This is a genomic window from Bdellovibrio sp. ZAP7 (genome assembly GCF_006874645.1).
Lineage (GTDB): Bacteria > Bdellovibrionota > Bdellovibrionia > Bdellovibrionales > Bdellovibrionaceae > Bdellovibrio.
Genome location: NZ_CP030082.1, coordinates 2,220,674 through 2,239,522, shown reverse-complemented (window position 1 = coordinate 2,239,522; position 18,849 = coordinate 2,220,674). Strand labels below are relative to the sequence as shown.

11 protein-coding genes, 1 tRNA gene and 1 pseudogene are annotated in these 18,849 nt (G+C 40.5%); 9 read left to right on the top strand and 4 right to left on the bottom strand.

All coding sequences use genetic code 11. The annotated features are described in order from the left end of the window. The first annotated feature begins 110 nt into the window (after nt 1-110). Nucleotides 111-186 (top strand) — tRNA-Gly (locus DOM22_RS10850). Nucleotides 187-248: 62 nt separating this feature from the next. Here DOM22_RS10850 and DOM22_RS10845 read toward each other — a convergent pair. The 4 genes from DOM22_RS10845 to DOM22_RS10825 all read right to left on the bottom strand — a co-directional run bounded on the left by DOM22_RS10845 (nt 249) and on the right by DOM22_RS10825 (nt 3,386). Next, on the bottom strand, nt 249-431 hold the full coding sequence (locus tag DOM22_RS10845; RefSeq protein WP_142700377.1) for a hypothetical protein: 183 nt from the start codon (nt 429-431) through the stop codon (nt 249-251). Nucleotides 432-942: 511 nt separating this feature from the next. Beyond that, nucleotides 943-1,815 carry a hypothetical protein gene (locus DOM22_RS10835; RefSeq protein WP_142700374.1) on the bottom strand — a complete coding sequence of 291 codons (873 nt, stop codon included), beginning with the start codon at nt 1,813-1,815 and terminating at the stop codon, nt 943-945. Between the two features lie 18 nt (nt 1,816-1,833). Then, the gene (locus tag DOM22_RS10830; protein ID WP_142700372.1) at nt 1,834-2,511 is read right to left on the bottom strand and encodes a hypothetical protein; all 678 of its coding nucleotides are present in this window, start codon (nt 2,509-2,511) and stop codon (nt 1,834-1,836) included. After that, entirely contained in the window at nt 2,508-3,386 is an 879-nt protein-coding gene (locus DOM22_RS10825; protein WP_142700370.1) for a hypothetical protein, read from the bottom strand. Before DOM22_RS10825 ends, DOM22_RS10830 begins: the two co-directional genes overlap by 4 nt. A gap of 743 nt (nt 3,387-4,129) precedes the next feature. On the opposite strand from DOM22_RS10825, the gene DOM22_RS10820 reads away from it, so the two are divergent. From DOM22_RS10820 to DOM22_RS10790, 8 genes and pseudogenes are all read left to right on the top strand, one after another. Continuing rightward, nucleotides 4,130-7,930, top strand: a complete 3,801-nt coding sequence (locus DOM22_RS10820; protein ID WP_142700369.1) for an RHS repeat domain-containing protein — start codon at nt 4,130-4,132, stop codon at nt 7,928-7,930. Between the two features lie 390 nt (nt 7,931-8,320). Next, nucleotides 8,321-8,551, top strand: coding sequence for a hypothetical protein (locus DOM22_RS10815; protein ID WP_142700367.1), 231 nt, complete (start codon nt 8,321-8,323; stop codon nt 8,549-8,551). Nucleotides 8,552-8,783: 232 nt separating this feature from the next. Beyond that, a pseudogene (locus DOM22_RS10810) lies at nt 8,784-9,266 on the top strand (RHS repeat-associated core domain-containing protein); the annotation flags it as partial. Between the two features lie 106 nt (nt 9,267-9,372). Next, nucleotides 9,373-9,777 (top strand): hypothetical protein, encoded by a 405-nt coding sequence (locus DOM22_RS10805; protein WP_142700364.1) that lies wholly within the window; start codon nt 9,373-9,375, stop codon nt 9,775-9,777. Nucleotides 9,778-10,177: 400 nt separating this feature from the next. After that, entirely contained in the window at nt 10,178-14,086 is a 3,909-nt protein-coding gene (locus tag DOM22_RS10800) for an RHS repeat domain-containing protein (protein ID WP_168196632.1), read from the top strand. 12 nt (nt 14,087-14,098) lie between these two features. Beyond that, on the top strand, nt 14,099-14,407 hold the full coding sequence (locus DOM22_RS10795; RefSeq protein ID WP_142700362.1) for a hypothetical protein: 309 nt from the start codon (nt 14,099-14,101) through the stop codon (nt 14,405-14,407). A 98-nt stretch (nt 14,408-14,505) separates the two neighbouring features. Beyond that, nucleotides 14,506-14,664, top strand: coding sequence for a hypothetical protein (locus DOM22_RS19920; RefSeq protein ID WP_168196631.1), 159 nt, complete (start codon nt 14,506-14,508; stop codon nt 14,662-14,664). Between the two features lie 941 nt (nt 14,665-15,605). Further along, entirely contained in the window at nt 15,606-18,836 is a 3,231-nt protein-coding gene (locus tag DOM22_RS10790) for an RHS repeat-associated core domain-containing protein (RefSeq protein ID WP_168196630.1), read from the top strand. The last annotated feature ends 13 nt before the right edge of the window (nt 18,837-18,849 follow it).

Here is an 18,849-nt window from a genome sequence, read left to right as displayed (position 1 = left end):
GGCTAAAATCATCCATTTTTTCGCGCGGCTCATCAAAATTGCTTTCATTTTTTTAGTTTTAGCCGTTGACAACCAACAGTGGCAACTGTAATTTTGGCTTCTCTTTGAGCGCGGGAGTAGCTCAGTTGATAGAGCGATGCCTTGCCAAGGCATAGGTCGCGGGTTTGAGCCCCGTCTCCCGCTCCAATTTTTTTTGGATAAATTTTTAAAACCCCGATAGCAATATCGGGGTTTTTCTTTTTCCGCGATTACGGTGTTTCTGACGAGCTGACGACCATGTCGTGTTGGATTAAAAACCATCTGGAATTTTTAACCGTACCACCAAATGCGTTCTTTCCATAAAAGTCACCGCCGACTGGCCATCCTCTTTTTTTATCTGCAAGTGGAATTGTGTACGTCTTAAATTTGATGCTATCTGAATCATTAGCCATTTCTTGTAAGTAACGAGTTATCACCCTGTAGGATCCATCCTAGGAGCTCTGAATTGGCGCAGTCCCAAACTTTTCCTTCATGAAGTTTTCTTCATTTGCTCTTTTTGCCGCTTTTTCTGCAACGACATTTTCTTCTCTCTCTCTCTCTCTCTCTCTCTCTGCTTTCGCGACTTTTATTTTATGAGCTCTTGAGGCATGTTCTGCCGTAGGGAAGCATCGTTTCCGAAGTGTATGAGTTGCGATTTGATGCGCAACCCGCTGCTCATAGTACAATTGTAACGATGAATAGTGTTTTAATTGGGTACTTATCGGCACAAAGGAGTGAAGCGGTCTTTTGTAGTCGTTATCCAAAGGGAGAGGAAAACTTAAAGCTTTGGAAGGAAAGAGCCTCCAAATATTACTCTAACCAAAATATTCGCTTAAAGAAAGTCACGTTCAGGTTTGATTTTAAAGATACTAATCTTAAACCACTTGTTGAGGTGAACCTGGAGCGTCTGAAACAAAGATCTGGTCAAATCTTTGATATCTTCTCCACAAACTCTTGAAGTGAAATTGCTTTGCACTTAACGAGTCCTTTGTCGAAAAGAAAGTTTGTCATCGCTCTTTGGTCGGCATCATTGCTGATAAGATAGTTGAATTGAGAGGCCTGTGCAATGATGGCCAAATCATACCAATTGCCTCGGATGATTTCTCGTAGAAAACCTATTTCATCTTGATGTTTATATTCCGAATATGCATTACCAAGCATTCTGAGGTAGATAAGCATAAAATAAGTTCGATGTATTCGATACAGTTTTCTATTTGGTGTGAAGATTATGTTCTTTATAAGGTTGTTCGATATTCCAAATATACGTCGAAACGTTGTGAGTTGATATGCTGGAGTCTGTAAATTGATGTTTACTATCGATTGTCTTAGTTCATCTTGAGATAGAACCTTTCCGGCCTCTCTAAAGACTTTGTCCCGCTCCTTAAAATGGTCTTTGGACTGCTTGAGCCATTCTCTTCCTTCTTCTGATGAGTCATAGATATCGGAGAAGTTTTCGTCTTGAGATAGAAACTTAAGAAAGTTTGGCCATCTTTGTTCTGTGTAGAGTGTAGGTAGGTAGTTGAACCTGCCATTGTTCTTTAGTTCTTTTTCTAGCCATTTTATAACAGGTTTCGTGATAACTATTTGATTGGGTCTGCTGTTTGATAGCATCCAATGTAAGTTTCCAGCTCTTAGTTTTACGTTTTCACGTTTGGTTCCAGATGCATTCTCTAAATAAGCTTCATAACTAATGAATAACCGTGAACCAGTACGGATGATGTTGGTCGTAACATTCTCCGTTAATGGTCGGATTTTGAGAATCTCGTTGAGAGCAGAATTATCGATTAGAAAGTTCAATGTGACTTAGTTCCCTCGTTAAATATCTTCATAAAGATCACTGCGTTCCTCGAAGGAATCAGGTCCTTCCGTAATATACAATTTGCCAGTTAACGGCTTTCCAAATTTACTTTTCTCATGGGGAAGTAGAAGCCACCTTATGTCCGTGTTTGGACCGAAGCTCATCAATCGAAATTGTTTCGCAGCAAACGGGGTTTTTTCTAACAGCTTTTCGATCTCTATATCATCTGCTATTAAAAAGTCCTTATTGACAATCTCTAGCATGAGAGTACTAACAATCTTATTCCAGAAAAATTCGGTATCGAAAAGAGTCTTTGAACATTTTAAGATTGCCAACAGGTCAAGAATTTCCTTTCTCAGTATGGCTATACTTATAGTCTCCGATATTCGATCACTGTGGTTCTTTATTTTATTTGTCTGGCTTAGGTAATCACCTGCGATTTTTGATAAAGATTTAACCAAACTAGTTGATTTGGCTTTATCAAGTTTTGTGTGTAAAATCCAATTTCCATATAGATTTACGTGTGAGTACGGATTTGGATTTAAATCTAGAAACTCTGTAAACTGTCTTAATTTCACAAACCAGTAAACTATATCTTCAGAGCCAATGGATTTTCTTTCCATGCACTCTTTAAAATTTCTGGTAAGATCTCTTTGAATCCGTTCTAAAAAATCGTGTGATACGGTTTTGCTCATTTTGTCGCGAGTCCTTTATATTTCATCGGTGGAAGATTTAGCCCAGAAGCTTGGTTAATTTGTTTCTGGATAACTTCTGCTCTGGTAATAGAATTAGTTTCGAGCGGGGTCCTTGTTCGAACAATATAGGATTCCACCAAATACCTGATTAGCTTATTTCCTTTTTCAAAAAGTTCTTGCTTGGTTAGCATCCTCGACTTCAAATCTTGAAAGAAATTTTCCGTTGGTTCAGTTCTGTCAAAAGATTGTCTAAACCAGTCAATCATGACAGCATCATTTTGCATCTGTGGAAGTCCAAATGGCTGTTTGAATTCGGGGATGATAACATGACATGAGTTTGTGTCTGCTGAGTTTAGTCGATCACCGAATTCCATAGAGCTAATATTGAATGCAGCTATAACTCTCGGATCGATAATAACTCTCGCGTAATCAGCCTTCTTTTCTAGTTCATATGCTTGAATAAAAGCGGGGCCAACTAGAGTCTGAGTGTTTTCCTCTAGGAAGAGGTCTCCAATTGAAATGGCTCCGCGAGTCCAAATATTGGCCTGAATAGCTAATAGGTATTGAAGTAAACCTACAGCGCTAATCAGTCTTCTTACGCGTTCAAAATTTTCCTGTTCGTTGTCAACTTCGGTTTCACTCAAAAGATCGACGGTCATTATTATAGAATCACTAACAAATATCTTTTGGAAGTTGTCATCAACCGCTACGCTATTGTAGAGATTCGTTTTGTCGACAAGAAAACTATTTGCGATGTCGTAGTATTTTTGCAAACTTGCTAGAGTTGAATCCTTTAGTAGCTCTTGGAAGCCCATGACATCTAAAAATGCTACTAGTCGTTTCGTATCGTAGTTAATCCTTGGAACTACTGGCATGGAACCTCTTTGACCACCGGATCACCTCGCCGAGGCCTGCTTGTTGAAGCGTACTGAATTGCAAGTACGTAGGGATGTTGTTGAATAACCTTGCAGTTATGTCAACGGAACTGCCTCAAAAATGGATCAAAAAAATATGACGTTGCTTATCAAATTGGCATAGATTTTTAAAATCTTGTCTGACCTGTTGTGCGATATAAGTGTGCACACGACGTTTAGGGCAGTCATTAAAATATCCAATTGTATTGTATGATCCAATCGAGCTTTGATAATTCTTTATACCAGCTTATAAAATCTTACGAAATCTTAAAACATTCACCTCGATTTGTTTGTTTCGAGGTAAGGAAACAGGTTGAAGCCACGTTCTCTTTTCATTCAGTTTTAAAATTTCTCTTTGTGATTCTTATTTGCGGTATGCGCTTGGTAACTTTTGTATGCGTTCGCGAACAGGGCTCTGATTTTTCATAACTTGAGAATTGTTTCCACTTTTTTGTTTCCGTGTCTCGCAACCATTTATGTTTTGGATGTGGTACTATAAAAAAGAATCTAATTACAGTTCGCCTTTGCTATTGTCCGCAAAGCTTGAGGCATTTTGTTGGGTTCTTGATTACAAGTTTCTCCTCGCCATTCTTTGTCCGCCTGTGAAACAAAATTATATAAATACCAGACTATTTAGTGCTTAAGAAGCCATCAGCGCATGTCGAGAAGTCAGGGTCATTTCTTTTTAATGGTCCGGAGGACTTATGAGTTCCATGGTTGCAATGGCTTTATTTATGTTTTCAGTGGTTTTCTCAATTAGTTCTTCCGCTCAGGAGAAGACTTGTGAAGCTCAGTTGGTTGAAGATCTTAATACGGCAATCACTGGTTGTACTGCCTGGAATTCTACCTGTGAGCCTGGTGTATATGTTGCGCAAGGAATTCCAATTCTTAGTAATTCAGAGATGTTTATAAGTGTGAGATGTGACTGGATCTTGTGTGGAAGCGGAGATCATCATGAGGTCATATCGCAACAGAATATTCAAAAATGTCCTTCGCAAATTGGAATTGATCCAAAAACTCTGGTCGAAGATCTTTATCAAGGTACCAACCAATGTGGCTCAATCATTAAAGCGGAAAACCAAATACTTGGTGAATCGGTGCCTGTTGTGGGAGCGAGTTTTGCCATGAACTACTTCACTTCGTGGGTGGAAGGCCGGACTGCTACTTCTAGAATGAAAGCCTCGTTTGAGTTGGCCTTAACAAATGCTTACACCTATTCGGTTCCGATAACTTATGACATGAATGTTTATCTTGCCGATCGGCCCGCACCGGTTATGTCAGCGGTAAATATCACCACACCGGATGTCGGGTATTCATGGGATGGGCTTGATGCTAATGGTAACCCCATTTTAGGCTCGGTGGGGGCCAAGACGGTAGTGACAGCTCAAACTTTGTCTGGGCCGATCGAAATGACAAATGAAATGTTTCTAGGCAGCCTGAAAGCAATACATTTGGGCTTGGGAGGTTGGCTCCCAGATAATTTCTATTACTACGATCCGAATAGTAAGCATTTATATTCTGGTGATGGCGAAAAGCAAAAAGTAACTGTGTATCCTTGGATCAATGGGGGATTCTACTATCCTATAGATAGCGTTAGTCGAATTCTTTATTTTGATTCTACTGGGCGTATCGTCCAAATAAAAAGTGGACTACTTGGTGCTGTACTTCAATCATTTGCCTACGACAGTTTGGGTCGATTAAATTCGATTACGGAAACTTTTGGAAGAACTACCTACTTCAATCGTGATGGTGCTGGGAACTTTATTTCGATAACAGCTCCTAATGGGACGGTGACCTCTGTAAGCACGGATACAAATGGTTATCTTTCGTCTATTACAAATCCGATGAATCAAACGCATTCATTTACTTACTATGGTACAAAAGGGCTGCTGCAGACATTCACTAAGCCAGGCGGTCAAGTCAGTACATTTAGTTATGATGCTTGGGGCAACCTTACGACCGATAGTCATTCAGGTGGATATTTTTGGACTCTGGCTCAAAATATTACTCTTCCAGATAGAATTAATTCCGTTCTTCAAACTCCTATGGGGAGAACCACAAATTACATAGGCTCAAATGATGGCAATAGTTCGATGTCTCGCGAGGTGCTCCCTTCTGGAGCTACGAATACTTATCAGCGAGATCAGAATAATTTTGATCGTAAAACTTTGGAAGTTACTTGGAGCGAGGGGACGAATGCTGATCCAAGATTTCCGACCTCTCGCTACACAAGTGGTATAACTTATAGGGACCAAGTAAGGACTAGCGTTGTCTCAGGGGTCATTCGCCAAGCGCAACTTCAAGATCTTCAAGATCCTTTTTCTATCTTAAGTTATTCTTTGGATTACTATGCTGCGCCTTCATTTACGGCAACTGAGCAATATAATCCGACGTTGAAAACATTTACTACGACAACAGGAGTAGGCAAAACATCGGTTTTGGCTATTGATAGCTATGAACGGGTTGTTTCAGAAACTACTGGAAACCTTACGCCTATTCAGTATGGGTACACAAATGAGAAATTAACATCAGTCACCCAAGGTGCCAGAGTTAGTACCTTCGGGTATAATTCTACAACAGGATATTTGGAGTCAGTCACGAATCCTTTAAGTCAATCAACACTTTTTAGTTATAACAATGCTGGTGAATTAATTGGACAAATTGGGCCTGATTTAAGATTGATTACGTATAATTACGATGCCAATGGCAATTTAACTGGCGTCACTCCCTTTGGTCGACCGATACACCAGTTTTCTGCTAATTCAAGTGAGCTTCCATCCGGCTATCAGCCGCCTGTTTTAACTGGTGTTCCGAATGTTAATACTTCTTATTCATATAATTTGGATAAGCAGCTGACGCAAATCCTTAAGCCGAATGGTCAATCGATTACATATAACTATGATGCAACGACGGGATTGCTAACAGACTATGTTACCTCTATAGGCACATATTTGGTTCAGATGAATACACAATCTGAAAGACCTCAGGAAATTACGACCCCTAACAACTTTAAAAATCGATTCGATTGGGCTAACGAAGATATTGTATATAATCAGTATCGGAATGCATCTGATGTGCAGATATATTCCTACCGCAAGAACTACCAGTACGATGGCGTACTCTTAAATGATGTTGTAGAAAACCCTAGCGGGACTCAGTCTTCAATTTCCTATACCTTTAATAGCGATCAGGATCTCACTAATGCTGGTGACATGATTTTGAACTATAACACTCCCAACGGTCAGCTTACGACTGTGAAAATGGGCACCAGCTCAACAACTGGATTCACAGACACCTACACATATAATACTTTTGGAGAAGTTACTGGCTATACGGTAAAGCGTGGTTCAACAACTATCTATACGATGAATCTTACTCGTGACGCTTTGGGAAGAATCGATACCAAAACACAAACAATGAATAGTATCACTGATGCATATTCTTACGTATTTGACCTGTCCGGAAGGCTGCAGCAGGTAACTAAGAATGCATCGGTAGTTGCAAATTACGGTTACGATTCGAATTCTAATAGAAATTCAGGAAACGTCGGAGCACAAACGACAACTGCGACATATGATGATCAAGACCGATTGACGGCTTATAATTCAATTACATTTACGTATAACGCAAATGGTGACCTATTAACTAAAACCAATACTGTTACGAATACCACAACTCAGTACACATATGACGTGTTTGGTAATCTAACTCAGGTAGTTCTTCCAGGGGGAGCGACTACGATTTCGTATGAGATTGACGGGTTGAATCGCCGTGTAGGAATGAAAGTAAATAACGTTCTACAAAAACGTTGGGTCTACATGGATCAGTATCGTATTGCGGCAGAGTTGAACTCGGCGGGTACGATTACGAAACGATTCGTTTATGGTTCTAAGGGTAATATTCCAGATTACATGATCGCATCCGGCGTAAAATACAGAATCATTTCAGATCAATTGGGTTCGCCAAGGCTGGTGGTGAAGCAATCTGATGGTACGATCACACAGCGAATGAACCATGATGAATTTGGTCGTGTTATCGAGGATACAAATCCAGGGTTTACTCCATTTGGATTTGCTGGGGGGCTGTATGATAATCAAACTGGCTTAGTGAGATTTGGTGCTCGTGACTACGATCCTGAAATTGGAAGATGGACCGCAAAAGATCCGATCGACTTTGATGGTGAGATGGAAAATCTATACGGTTACTCCTTTTTTGATCCGGTAAATTATTTTGATCAAAGCGGAGAGAGTGCGATTGTGGCAGTGCGTGTCGTTATTGTTGGAGGAGTTATCTATCTAATTGATAATCGAGATAGGCTCGTAGAGGGTGTTAAGGATCAGGCCTGGAGAAGTAAGATTATTAACTTGCATGAAGAAAAGAAAGAGTTTGATAATGTGAAAGCTAAGTTGAACGTACTTAGGGGTAAAAAGAATGAGTCAGTCCCCAAGAAAAAAAATCTCTATAAGCCATTTCGCTGGGAGCCACCTCGTGGTAAAATCTGTTGAATTATGAGTCATAAGAAAAATAAAATAAATATTTTAGAAGTTTTTCTGATGATTATAATCATTTTAATTGTGCTATATGTGATTTGGCTTAAATATTTTAAAGAAGCACCGGGGCTATTTGCGAATTGAGAAGTTTCAGCGGTTGTATTAATTTTGAATTGTACTAGACTGCCGGTCAGATTCTTTTCCGAAATATAGAGCTGATCCTGATTCCACTTTTTACCTTTTAATTTTTTTGCAAAGCACCCTTATCGCGGAGGGTGCTTAATGAAATCATTCATTGTCCTATTATTTTCATGTACATCCTGGAACTGGGCAATCTGTTGTTATCTACGCTAAGGCGCACAGATTTCCATATTGGTAGTAAAGGATTTAAATATTGAGGAGTTTATGATTGAAACTATTTATATAAAGTTGCTTGATGAAGACTTGGATGTTTGGCGTCCTGTAAAAGCAAAACAATGCGCAAATGAATTTGAGTATCAAATCCTAACGGAACGAGAAGGTAACTTTTCAAACGAAGAAGAGTGGGAGTTTTCTCCGGGATCATTTGTTAGAGTGGAGGAAAAAGTTTTAGAAGGAAAAGCGTGCAAAGTTGCTGTCGCTCTATCCGCTTCTTAGGAAGTACAAATAGTCTTAATATTTTATTCCGTTACAATAATCTAAACATTAATTTGAATTTGAGAGATGCCTCGGCATCTCTTTTTTATTTTGATTATTAATTCGAAGCTTCTCTATTTGACATTATTTCGTTGAAAAATGTGGGCGAAGGTTTCGGCATAGTTGAACTCCCAAGCCATGCGGCTTTCCGTATCCTGCGCGATGTGCGCGAAGGGATCATGATGAATTTGGTCGTGTGATCGAAGATACAAACCCAGGATTTACTTCGTTCGGTTCTGCTGGCGGGCTGTATGATAGTCAAACGGGTCTGCTGAGATTTAGTTCGCGTGATTATGATCCTGAAATTGGAAGATGGACTGCGAAAGATCCTATTAGATTTAGGGGCGGAGATGTAAATCTATATGCTTGTGTTCATTCTGATCCGATAAACTACTTCGATATGAGAGGTAGTGATGAAACCCTCGCGATTGTAATTACGACGGGTGCTGCAATTGTTTCAGCGCTGACGGTTATAGCTGGGGCTGCATTTGTTGCATCTGCGGCATCTGCTGTTGTTGTTGGATACGGAATCTCTAAGGCGATAGACTACTATGTTGAAAGCCGAAAACTTCCGAAAGAGAACGGACCTCCTAATGATTCACTAGTAATCCCAGATAGCAAGGATCCAAGCAAGAAGTGGCAGGAGCGATTCTATGATGACAAAGGTGCCCTATAAAGGATATTGATTATGGACACGATCATGGCCAAGGAAAGCCACATGTCCACGATTGGGGCCCGGATGAAAGAGGAAAGCCTCGCCCACCTAATAAAGGAGAATGTCCGTGAATGAAATCAAACTTGAAGACAACATCGTAATACATTCATACTTGCATGACGCTGAGATTGTTGGAGTTGAATATAATCGGTTTAAAGATAAAAACCTCATTTTGACTTGCATTTCTTCTTCTGACGTAAACTTTAAATTAATTTTCCTGGATGTCGTGGAGATGTCATGCTTTGGATTTCAAACTCAGAATGTTATTCTGAATGTCCAATATTTCAACGACGATGCCCCTGAAGACGTGATAAATGAAGCCCGAAAGTCATTTGAAATAGGTGATGAGAAGTTTAAAGTTTTATTGAAGTTGATTAAGGAAACCAATTATTCACTTTTCAATGTTTTTCCTTCAGTCGGTTGTGAAGTATTCGTTATTGCGCATGAGGTTCGGATCGATCTTTTGAAGTGATATATTTCAATCTAAGGTATCTGAAAGTCTTTCGGCAGAGGATTACGTTTAGTGTATTCTGTTTTATGATCGAAAATATACCGAAATGTATTTTTTGATGAAATTGTCTTTTTAAAAAAATGCCGGACGATATGTCGGTACTAATTTGGCTTCCGCGAATCAGATGGGATTTGGTGCATTGGAACTCACTTCCGATTAAAGATAGAATTACAACTCGTCTTCAAGGATATCCACAAATCTTGAGGCATTTTGTTGGGTTCTTGATTACAAGGTTCTCCACGCCATTCTTTGTCTTTCTGTGAAACAAAATATTCTAAATACCAGACTATTTAGTGCTTAAGAAGCCATCAGCGCATGTCGAGAAGTCAGGGTCATTACTTTCTAATGGTCCGGAGGACTCGTGCATTCTTGTTTGTTCAAAGCTGTTGTTACGTCATTTATATCTATTTTTATCGTCTCAATTGGATTTGCCGAAGATCAAGAGTGCGAAACGTCGCTCATTGCTCAAATGTCTTCATTTACATCATTCTGTAATGACGTAGGTGCAGGACATAACTGTGCGATTAGCGGCATTGGCGGGACCGTTATTAAGAAATTCGATTTTCCTACTTATATTGAGATGCAGTGTTTTTATGTCCTCTGCACGGGAGAAGAGTGGCTACAAGTTTCTTCTCCTGCGTACGTCACCAAGTGCCCTTCGATGCAAGGAGTAGAGCCCGGGACATTAACTAAAAATATGGACCAACCAACCAATGTTTGTGGATCAATTATTAATCCAGAGTCAGGTGTGTTGGGAGAGTCTGTCCCAATAGTGGATACAAACTTCTCGATGAATTACTTCTCGACTTGGGTTGAGGGTCGATACGGTGACTATATGGCTGGATTTAGATTAATTTCTGCTAGGCTTGGCCAATACAACTATGCTGTGCCGGTCACTTACGACGGAAAAATTTCCATGTTTGGAAGTGTTAAGTCTTCTGCTAGTAATATTTCAACAGATGAATATAGTTATGGCTGGGATGGGCTTGATCAAAACGGAAATACAACGTTGGGAACTGTACCTGCAAAGGTTACAACTACATTTCAAACTACGTCAGGACCCATTGAGATTGAATCAGAAATCACAGTCGGAAGCCTCAAGGCCATTTACTTAGGAATGGGTGGGTGGCTACCGAGCAACTACTACTTTTATGATATTCACAGTAAATCATTGTATAAAGGTAATGGACAGACTGAGAAGGTAAAAGCTACCCAGATCCCTTCAGGTGGGTATTATGTCGCAATCGATGATGCGTCCTCAGTTTTATATTTCGACTCGGTAGGAAGAATCATTGAAATTAAAAGCGGACTCCTCGGTGCGACACTTGTTACGTACAATTACAACTCTTCAGGGTATCTTATTTCAATTGTTGAGCCGTTTGGAAAGATAACCCTGTTCAATAGAGACGCCAATGGAAAATTTATTTCTATAACTGCACCGAATGGTAAAGTAACAACAGTAACGACTGACGTGAATGGCTATTTGTCCTCTATTACAGATCCAAAAAATCAAATATATTCATTTACATACTATGGTACTAAAGGTGCTTTGAGTTCGTTTACTAAACCTGGAGGGCAAGTAAGCTCATTTGCTTATGACTGGTTGGGAAATTTGACTCAAGACTCGCACTCTGGAGGTTTTTTTTACAATCTCTTTAAGGAAATTGATGGCCAATCAAATATCAATGCGTCTATGTCCACACCGATGTCTCGGAAGACGAATTACTCCGGAAGTATCGAAAATGATGGAACCGGCGTCGTTACAACTACTTACCCAAGTGGAAGTCAGACGAAAACTACATATGGTTTGAATAAGGCGATTGAAACTTTAGATCGGGGGATTACTTCTGCTATCTCTACGAATCCTGATCCAAGATTTGTCGACAGATCATACGCAAATTCTGTAACCTATCGTGATGAAGTAAGAGGTGGTGTAAGTTATTACTTGCAAAAATTCGTTGATTTAAATGATCCATCAGATCCATTTTCAATTGTTTCATATAGAGATGAAATATATGGTCCGAATTCTTATTCACTTGTAAGTTCTTTTAATCCTACTACAAAAACATTTACTAATACAACTGGGATCGGAAAAGTAAGTACTACAACTATTGATGGTTATGAAAGAATAGTGTCGGAGCAACAAGGAAATCTAAGCCCAGTTCAATATGGGTATACGAACGAAAAACTAACTACTGTTGCTCAAGGCCCAAGAACGACTTCATTTGGATATAATTCGACGACAAACTATCTTGAGTCGATAACTAATCCTTTAAATCAAACCACCATGTTTAGTTATGACAGCGCAGGTCAATTGATCGGTCAAATAGGACCTGATTTGCGATCTGTTGCATATACACGAGATTCTAATGGTAATGTCACGGGCATTACGCCTTTTGGACGTCCTGTCCATCAGTTCACCAGTAATGCAAATGAACTTTTATCTGGATATCAACCACCGTCGTTAACGGGCGTTTCAAATGTAAATACTACTTATACATACAACAATGATAAACAACTCACGCAAATAACGAAGCCTACGGGGCAAACTATCTCTTATGACTATGACTTAACGACCGGAGTGCTTGCCGGATATTCTACCCCCCTCGGTTCGTACACCGTTGAGAGGTGGACAACTTCCGACAAGCCGAAGACAATTATCATGCCTAATGGAAGCAATAACTACATTGAATGGGCTGGTGACGAGATTGTCTATAATCAATATCGAAATGCCTCTTACGGCCAAATTTATGCTTATAGAAAAAACTACCAGTATGACGGTGTCCTTTTGGGCGATGTCGTAGAAAACCCTAGCGGGACTCAGTCTTCAATTTCTTATACTTTCAATAGCGATCAGGATCTGACTAATGCTGGTGACATGATTTTGAGCTATAACACTCCCAACGGTCAGCTTACGACTGTTAAGATGGGGACAAGCTCAACAACTGGTTTCACAGATACGTATACTTATAACACTTTTGGAGAAGTCACTGGCTATACGGTTAAGCGTGGTTCAACAACTATCTATACGATGACTCTAACCAGGGATGCTCTTGGTCGTATTGATACTAAAACTCAAACAATGAATAGCACTACGGATGCATATTCTTATGTATTTGACCTGTCCGGAAGACTGCAGCAGGTGACTAAGAATGCAGCGGTGATTGCAAATTACGGTTACGATTCGAATTCTAATAGAAATGCAGGAAACGTCGGAGCGCAAACGACAACTGCCTCCTACGATGATCAAGATAGATTGACGGCGTATAATTCTCTTACATTTACGTATGACGCAAATGGTGACCTATTAACTAAAACCAATAATGTTACGAACACCACAACTCAATATACTTACGACGTGTTTGGTAATCTAACTCAGGTCGTTCTACCAGGGGGAGCGACTACGATTTCGTATGAGATTGACGTACTCAATCGCCGTGTAGGAATGAAAGTTAATAACATCCTTCAAAAACGTTGGGTCTACATGGATCAGTATAGAATCGCAGCTGAGCTGAATGCCAGTGGTACGATCACGAAGAGATTCGTGTATGGATCAAAAGAAAATATTCCAGACTACATGATCGCATCCGGTGTAAAATACAGAATCATTTCAGATCAATTGGGTTCGCCAAGGCTGGTGGTGAAGCAATCTGATGGTACGATCACACAGCGGATGAACCATGATGAGTTCGGCCGAGTTACAGAAGATACTAATCCCGGATATTTGCCATTCGGATTCGCTGGGGGGCTGTATGATAATCAAACTGGATTGGTGAGGTTCGGCGCCCGCGACTACGACCCGGAAGTTGGAAGATGGACGGCGAAAGATCCGATTGATTTCGAAGGAGAAGACAATAATTTATACGGATATGTTGAGAATGAGCCTGTTAACTGGATAGACATTAATGGAGCTAATCGGTCAAGATCGCTCAGAATTCCTGATGGGGGCGGCGGCGGCGGTGCTCCGATTTCCGGAGCAACTCCTAGAATTACAAAAATCATAAAGCCAGACGGTAAGCTTATTGGGGAAGCAAGTAAGAACTCAAACTTAATTCGACTGCTTAATGGAGGCAAAGATGCCGCAGTAGAATTGTTTAAGCGTCTATGTAAAGGTGGGAAACCTCTTGCTAACAAGAATGGTAGAGCAGTAGTCTATCCCGACGGAACCTTTTTGCAGTATCGACCGGTATCGTCCAACAAAGGACCACCAACAATTGATATCCACATTGGAACGCAGCAAATTAAATTAAAGTTTACAGATTCAAAATAATTGGAGCTTGAGATGATAGATAAAAAATTTGAGCGTGAGATTCTTGGTTTCCTCGAAGAGGACTGGGTTCAATTATGGGTTTTGTGTGGTGTTGCGGAAAACTGTGGTTATAAAGATAGCCAAGTTAAACCTGCGGTTTTGGATGCTGTGACTTGCTTATTGAGCAGCGATCTTATTCAAGTTGGCGAATTAGACGGGGAGAGTTTTACTCCTTGGACTGGAAGTTCACTTGAAATAGTGACTAAAATTGATCAATATTGGTCGGTCCTTGATAGAGTTCCCAATCCCGAAGATGAAATTTGGTTTAGTAAAAAAAATTAGCATGTATTTAGATTCGTCAGGCGGCTCTGGTGTATACACAAACCCGCCGACTTGGCTCACTAGGAATCGCAAAGAACCTTAACTACCAAAGGTACTTTATGAAGCATGTCTTTTTTTTATATATTTTAACATTTCTAACATTCTTATTTGCAGGCGCAGCTCTTGCTCCCGATGCTGTTGAAATGGGCGTATCAGCCCAAACCGATTTTCTTCCAATTGGCGTTGCGACTGTTGGGCTCGGAATCACCATCGGATAGGTTCTGATCTTGGTGACTGTCTTCTGAATAAGTACGATTAGGATGTTTTTCGGTTTATCGCTTATACCCATTGGCAAAATTAAGTTCGTTTCTAGTGTTCTCGTTGGATGAATTCTTGCTTAGGGAATAGTGCCTTCACCAGTTCTTAACCAAGACTTTCGTGATCAATCAATAGTCATAAATATTGTTATAAGTATCTTAATAAGAATCTAGCCTATCGGGATCTTTGAATAGACCGTAAATTGTTTACGGTATAGATTATTGTTTACAAGGAAGTTTCCATGAAAATGGTTTTTGTTTTGATTATATTTATTTTAACGATGACCGCAGTGAAATCTGCGCATGCTGGTTGTGACGAAGATTTGTTGAACGGTTTGAATGCATCCAAAGATAGTTGTCTTGCGTCTCAGCCTTGTGCAACATTCTACGTAGGACCTGACTTTATTGAAGGTCACGATCCCAGCAATATGATTTCTGGATGTAACACCACAGCTTGTAATCCAAATGGTGAGGAGACGGGTAGTTATTGGAGTCTCTATGTATGTCCAAGTCTGCGTGTGAAATTTGAGGAGACAAATCGACTCAGATCATCTTTGACCTGCGGGTCTGTTGTTAACACAGAAAGTCAACAGCTTGGAGAAGACATTCCAATTGTAGGAACCGATATTTCTTTGGCTTATTTCACTCATTGGACTGATGCATACCGAGCAAATTATAAAATTTCGGCGCCCGTCGTTGCTTCTGATTTTCCATCGAGCATTACTCAGGTGAATGTCTCAGTAACATCGACCGATGGCACATATGATACGCAAACGTTTTATCCGTCAGGGAGTGACGTCAACTATAGCTTTAATTGGAATGGTCTGGATATTTCGGGAAATCCAGTTAATGGAACGAAAACATTCAAGGTCGTTATTAGTCAAGTATCGCCAGGGATGACGGTGCCATCGCAAACTTTTGTCACTTTGGGAACTTTTAAAGCGAAGTCTTTAGGTCTCGGGGGATGGATTCCTAGTAATTTTGTATATTATGATGTAAATGCTAAGAAAATTTATAAAGCAGACGGCAGTGTTCGCAATGTTGAAGCAAAGTCTTTGAGTACTGGGCAGTATTTAGTTCCTGAGGAAGATGGTTCCTTAGCTTATGTTTTCAATAGTCAAGGGAAGCTCGTAAATACAAAATCTGGTTTGCTTGGAACGACATTGCTGACATTCTCTTATGACGGCAATGGGCTATTAAGTTCAATAACGGATGCATTCGCCAGAGTCGTAACATTTACGCGTGATGGTTCTGGTAATTTAACCTCGATTGTTGCTCCAAAAGGACAAACGTCAACGGTTTCACTAAATACAAATGGTTTCCTAACAGGGGTCACCAATCCAAATAGCGAAACTTATCAGATGTCATACTCAGGAACCAGCGGACTGCTTGTCACGTTTCAAAAGCCCGGTTTGCAGACAAATACGTTCACATATGATTTGGATGGGTATTTGACTCAAGATTCTCATTCCGGTGGGTATTTTTTCGATCTAATAAAAGGAATAAACCCTCCATATGCACAAGTTTCTGTTACCACGGGTTTAGGGCGAACAAATGTTTATACCTTGAATGGAACTGGATCGTCGGCAAATACTTACCATAGTTATCCGTCCGGCGTGCAAAGCAGTATTGGTTACAGCATAGATCCATATCAATTATACGAAACGGTTTATGAGGATGGTGTAACCGTAAATACGACTTCTTATAGGAATGAGCGGTATTCAAACGGCGCTTATTATCAAGCTTCTAAGTATTTTACATACGCGTCTGCCTCTTACACTATTAATACGACTCACAACTTTACTTTATTGGATCCTGACGATCCATTTTCTATTTCTGCATTGGCATATCAGTCCACTAAAGACAGTTTGGTCGTAAACTCCGTATTCAATCCCGCTACAAAAGAGTGGACCAATAGTACCAGTATGGGGAAAACCAATAAAGTTGGTCTTGATTCATATGAAAGAATTATTTCGCAAAAACAAGGAAATCTAAATTCTACAACATTCACATACACCGGCGCGAATTTAACACAAATAAATCAAGGAACACGTCAGACGCAGTTCGCATACGATGCAACTACTGGGTTTCTTTCGTCGGTAACGAATCCTTTTTCTCAAACCACGATATTTGGATACGATGCAGCTGGAAGATTGACTTCGCAAGTATTGCCAGATCTTCGTGTTATTGGATATTCTTACGATAGTAACGGGAATTTATCCAGCATTACGCCACCAGGAAGACCGGCTCATAATTTTGGTTTTAATTCTTCAGAATTGATCAATTCGTATGAACCTCCCACTTTAAGTGGCGTTTCCGTGGTCAATACTACATATGCTTACAATGCAGACAAGCAACTTACATCTATTACTCGACCAGATGGAGCGGTAATTAACTTTTATTATAACCCGACAACAGGTGTATTAGAAACTTATGACACGCCAGCTGGAGTATACAGTCAGTCGATGGACTACTCCACTGGTTTGCCGTCGAGCATAACTACTGCTGCGGGGATTTCGACGTCGATCACTTACATTCAAACTAGTCTTGGCGACACCTCTATTTATAGTTCGACCGGAAGCTTGCTAGGCTCATATTCCCAAAGTATGGCGTCAACGGGGTTAATTCAGACAGATACTGTAACTAATCCGACAGGCACAACTTCGGCAATTAATTATCTTTATGATAATGATGAATACTTAAAAAAAGCGGGTGATGTTTCTCTTACTTACAATACTCCGAACGGGCAGCTAACTGGCACTACGATGGGTACGGGGGCAACTGGCTTCACGGATAGCTACACATACAACACCTACGGTGAAGTGACTGGTTATCAAGCAAAACGAGGAACGACGATCATTTACGATCTAACGCTTACTCGTGATGGCATGGGTCGTATTAGTGGAAAATCTCAAACGATGAATTCCACAACCAATGCTTACGTATATAATTTCGATAGTTCGGGGAGATTGGATCAAGTAACTAAGAATTCAGTTGTCGCAAGTAATTATGGGTATGACTCTAACTCCAACCGTACTAGCGGAAATGTTGGTGCGCAAGCAACAACTGCAACATACGACGATCAGGACCGCTTACTTACATACAACACGTTGTCGTTCACGTATAATGCAAACGGTGACTTATTAACTAAGACAAATTCAACTACGAGCCAAACTACTCAGTATACATATGACGTTTTTGGAAACTTGACGAAGGTAATTTTGCCAGGCGGGACGCCAACGACGATCACTTATGAGATCGATGGCCTAAACCGCAGAATCGGTAAAAAGGTTGGTAGTGCTGTTCAGCGCCGATTTGTATACATGGATCAATACCGTATCGCTGCAGAACTTAATTCTGCGGGTACAATTACGAAGCGTTTCATTTATGGTTCTAAATCAAATATTCCAGACTACATGATCGCATCAGGAGTGAAGTATCGAATCATCTCGGATCAATTGGGTTCGCCAAGATTAGTCGTAAAACAGTCGGATGGTACAATCACTCAGCGAATGGATCATGATGAGTTTGGTCGTGTGATTGAGGATACAAATCCAGGATTTACTCCGTTCGGTTTCGCCGGTGGACTTTATGACTATCAAACCGGCATCGTGAGATTCGGTGCCCGGGACTACGATCCGGAAATTGGAAGGTGGACAGCGAAAGATCCGATCGACTTTGATGGCGGTGATGCTAATTTGTACGGCTACGTTGAAAATGAGCCTGTTAACTGGATAGACATTAATGGTGCTAGTAAATCAAGAGCTTTACGGATACCAGATGCAGGTGGTGGAGGTGGTGCGCCAATCGGAGGAGCTAAGCCTGGTCCAGCTCCGCGTGTTCCTCCTTCTCAGCCTGTCGCTCCCAAGGCTCCAGTTACTGGAGAGACGTGTCCCATTTCAGGTTACACTAAGCATGGCATCAATACGGCGATTTCACGTGCAGACGGGGGTAGTATGAGTCCTAGAGCAATTCTAAACACAGTTAAATCACCGACCTCTACTTCTCCAAATCCGGGTGGGGGGATCGTTTACAACGGTCCAAGTGGAACTGTAGTATTGAATTCATCCGGAAAAGTTATTACAGTTATTCCATCAGGCTCTGGTTCTTTTAGGGGAAGTCCGGGTAATTGATTTACAATCATTT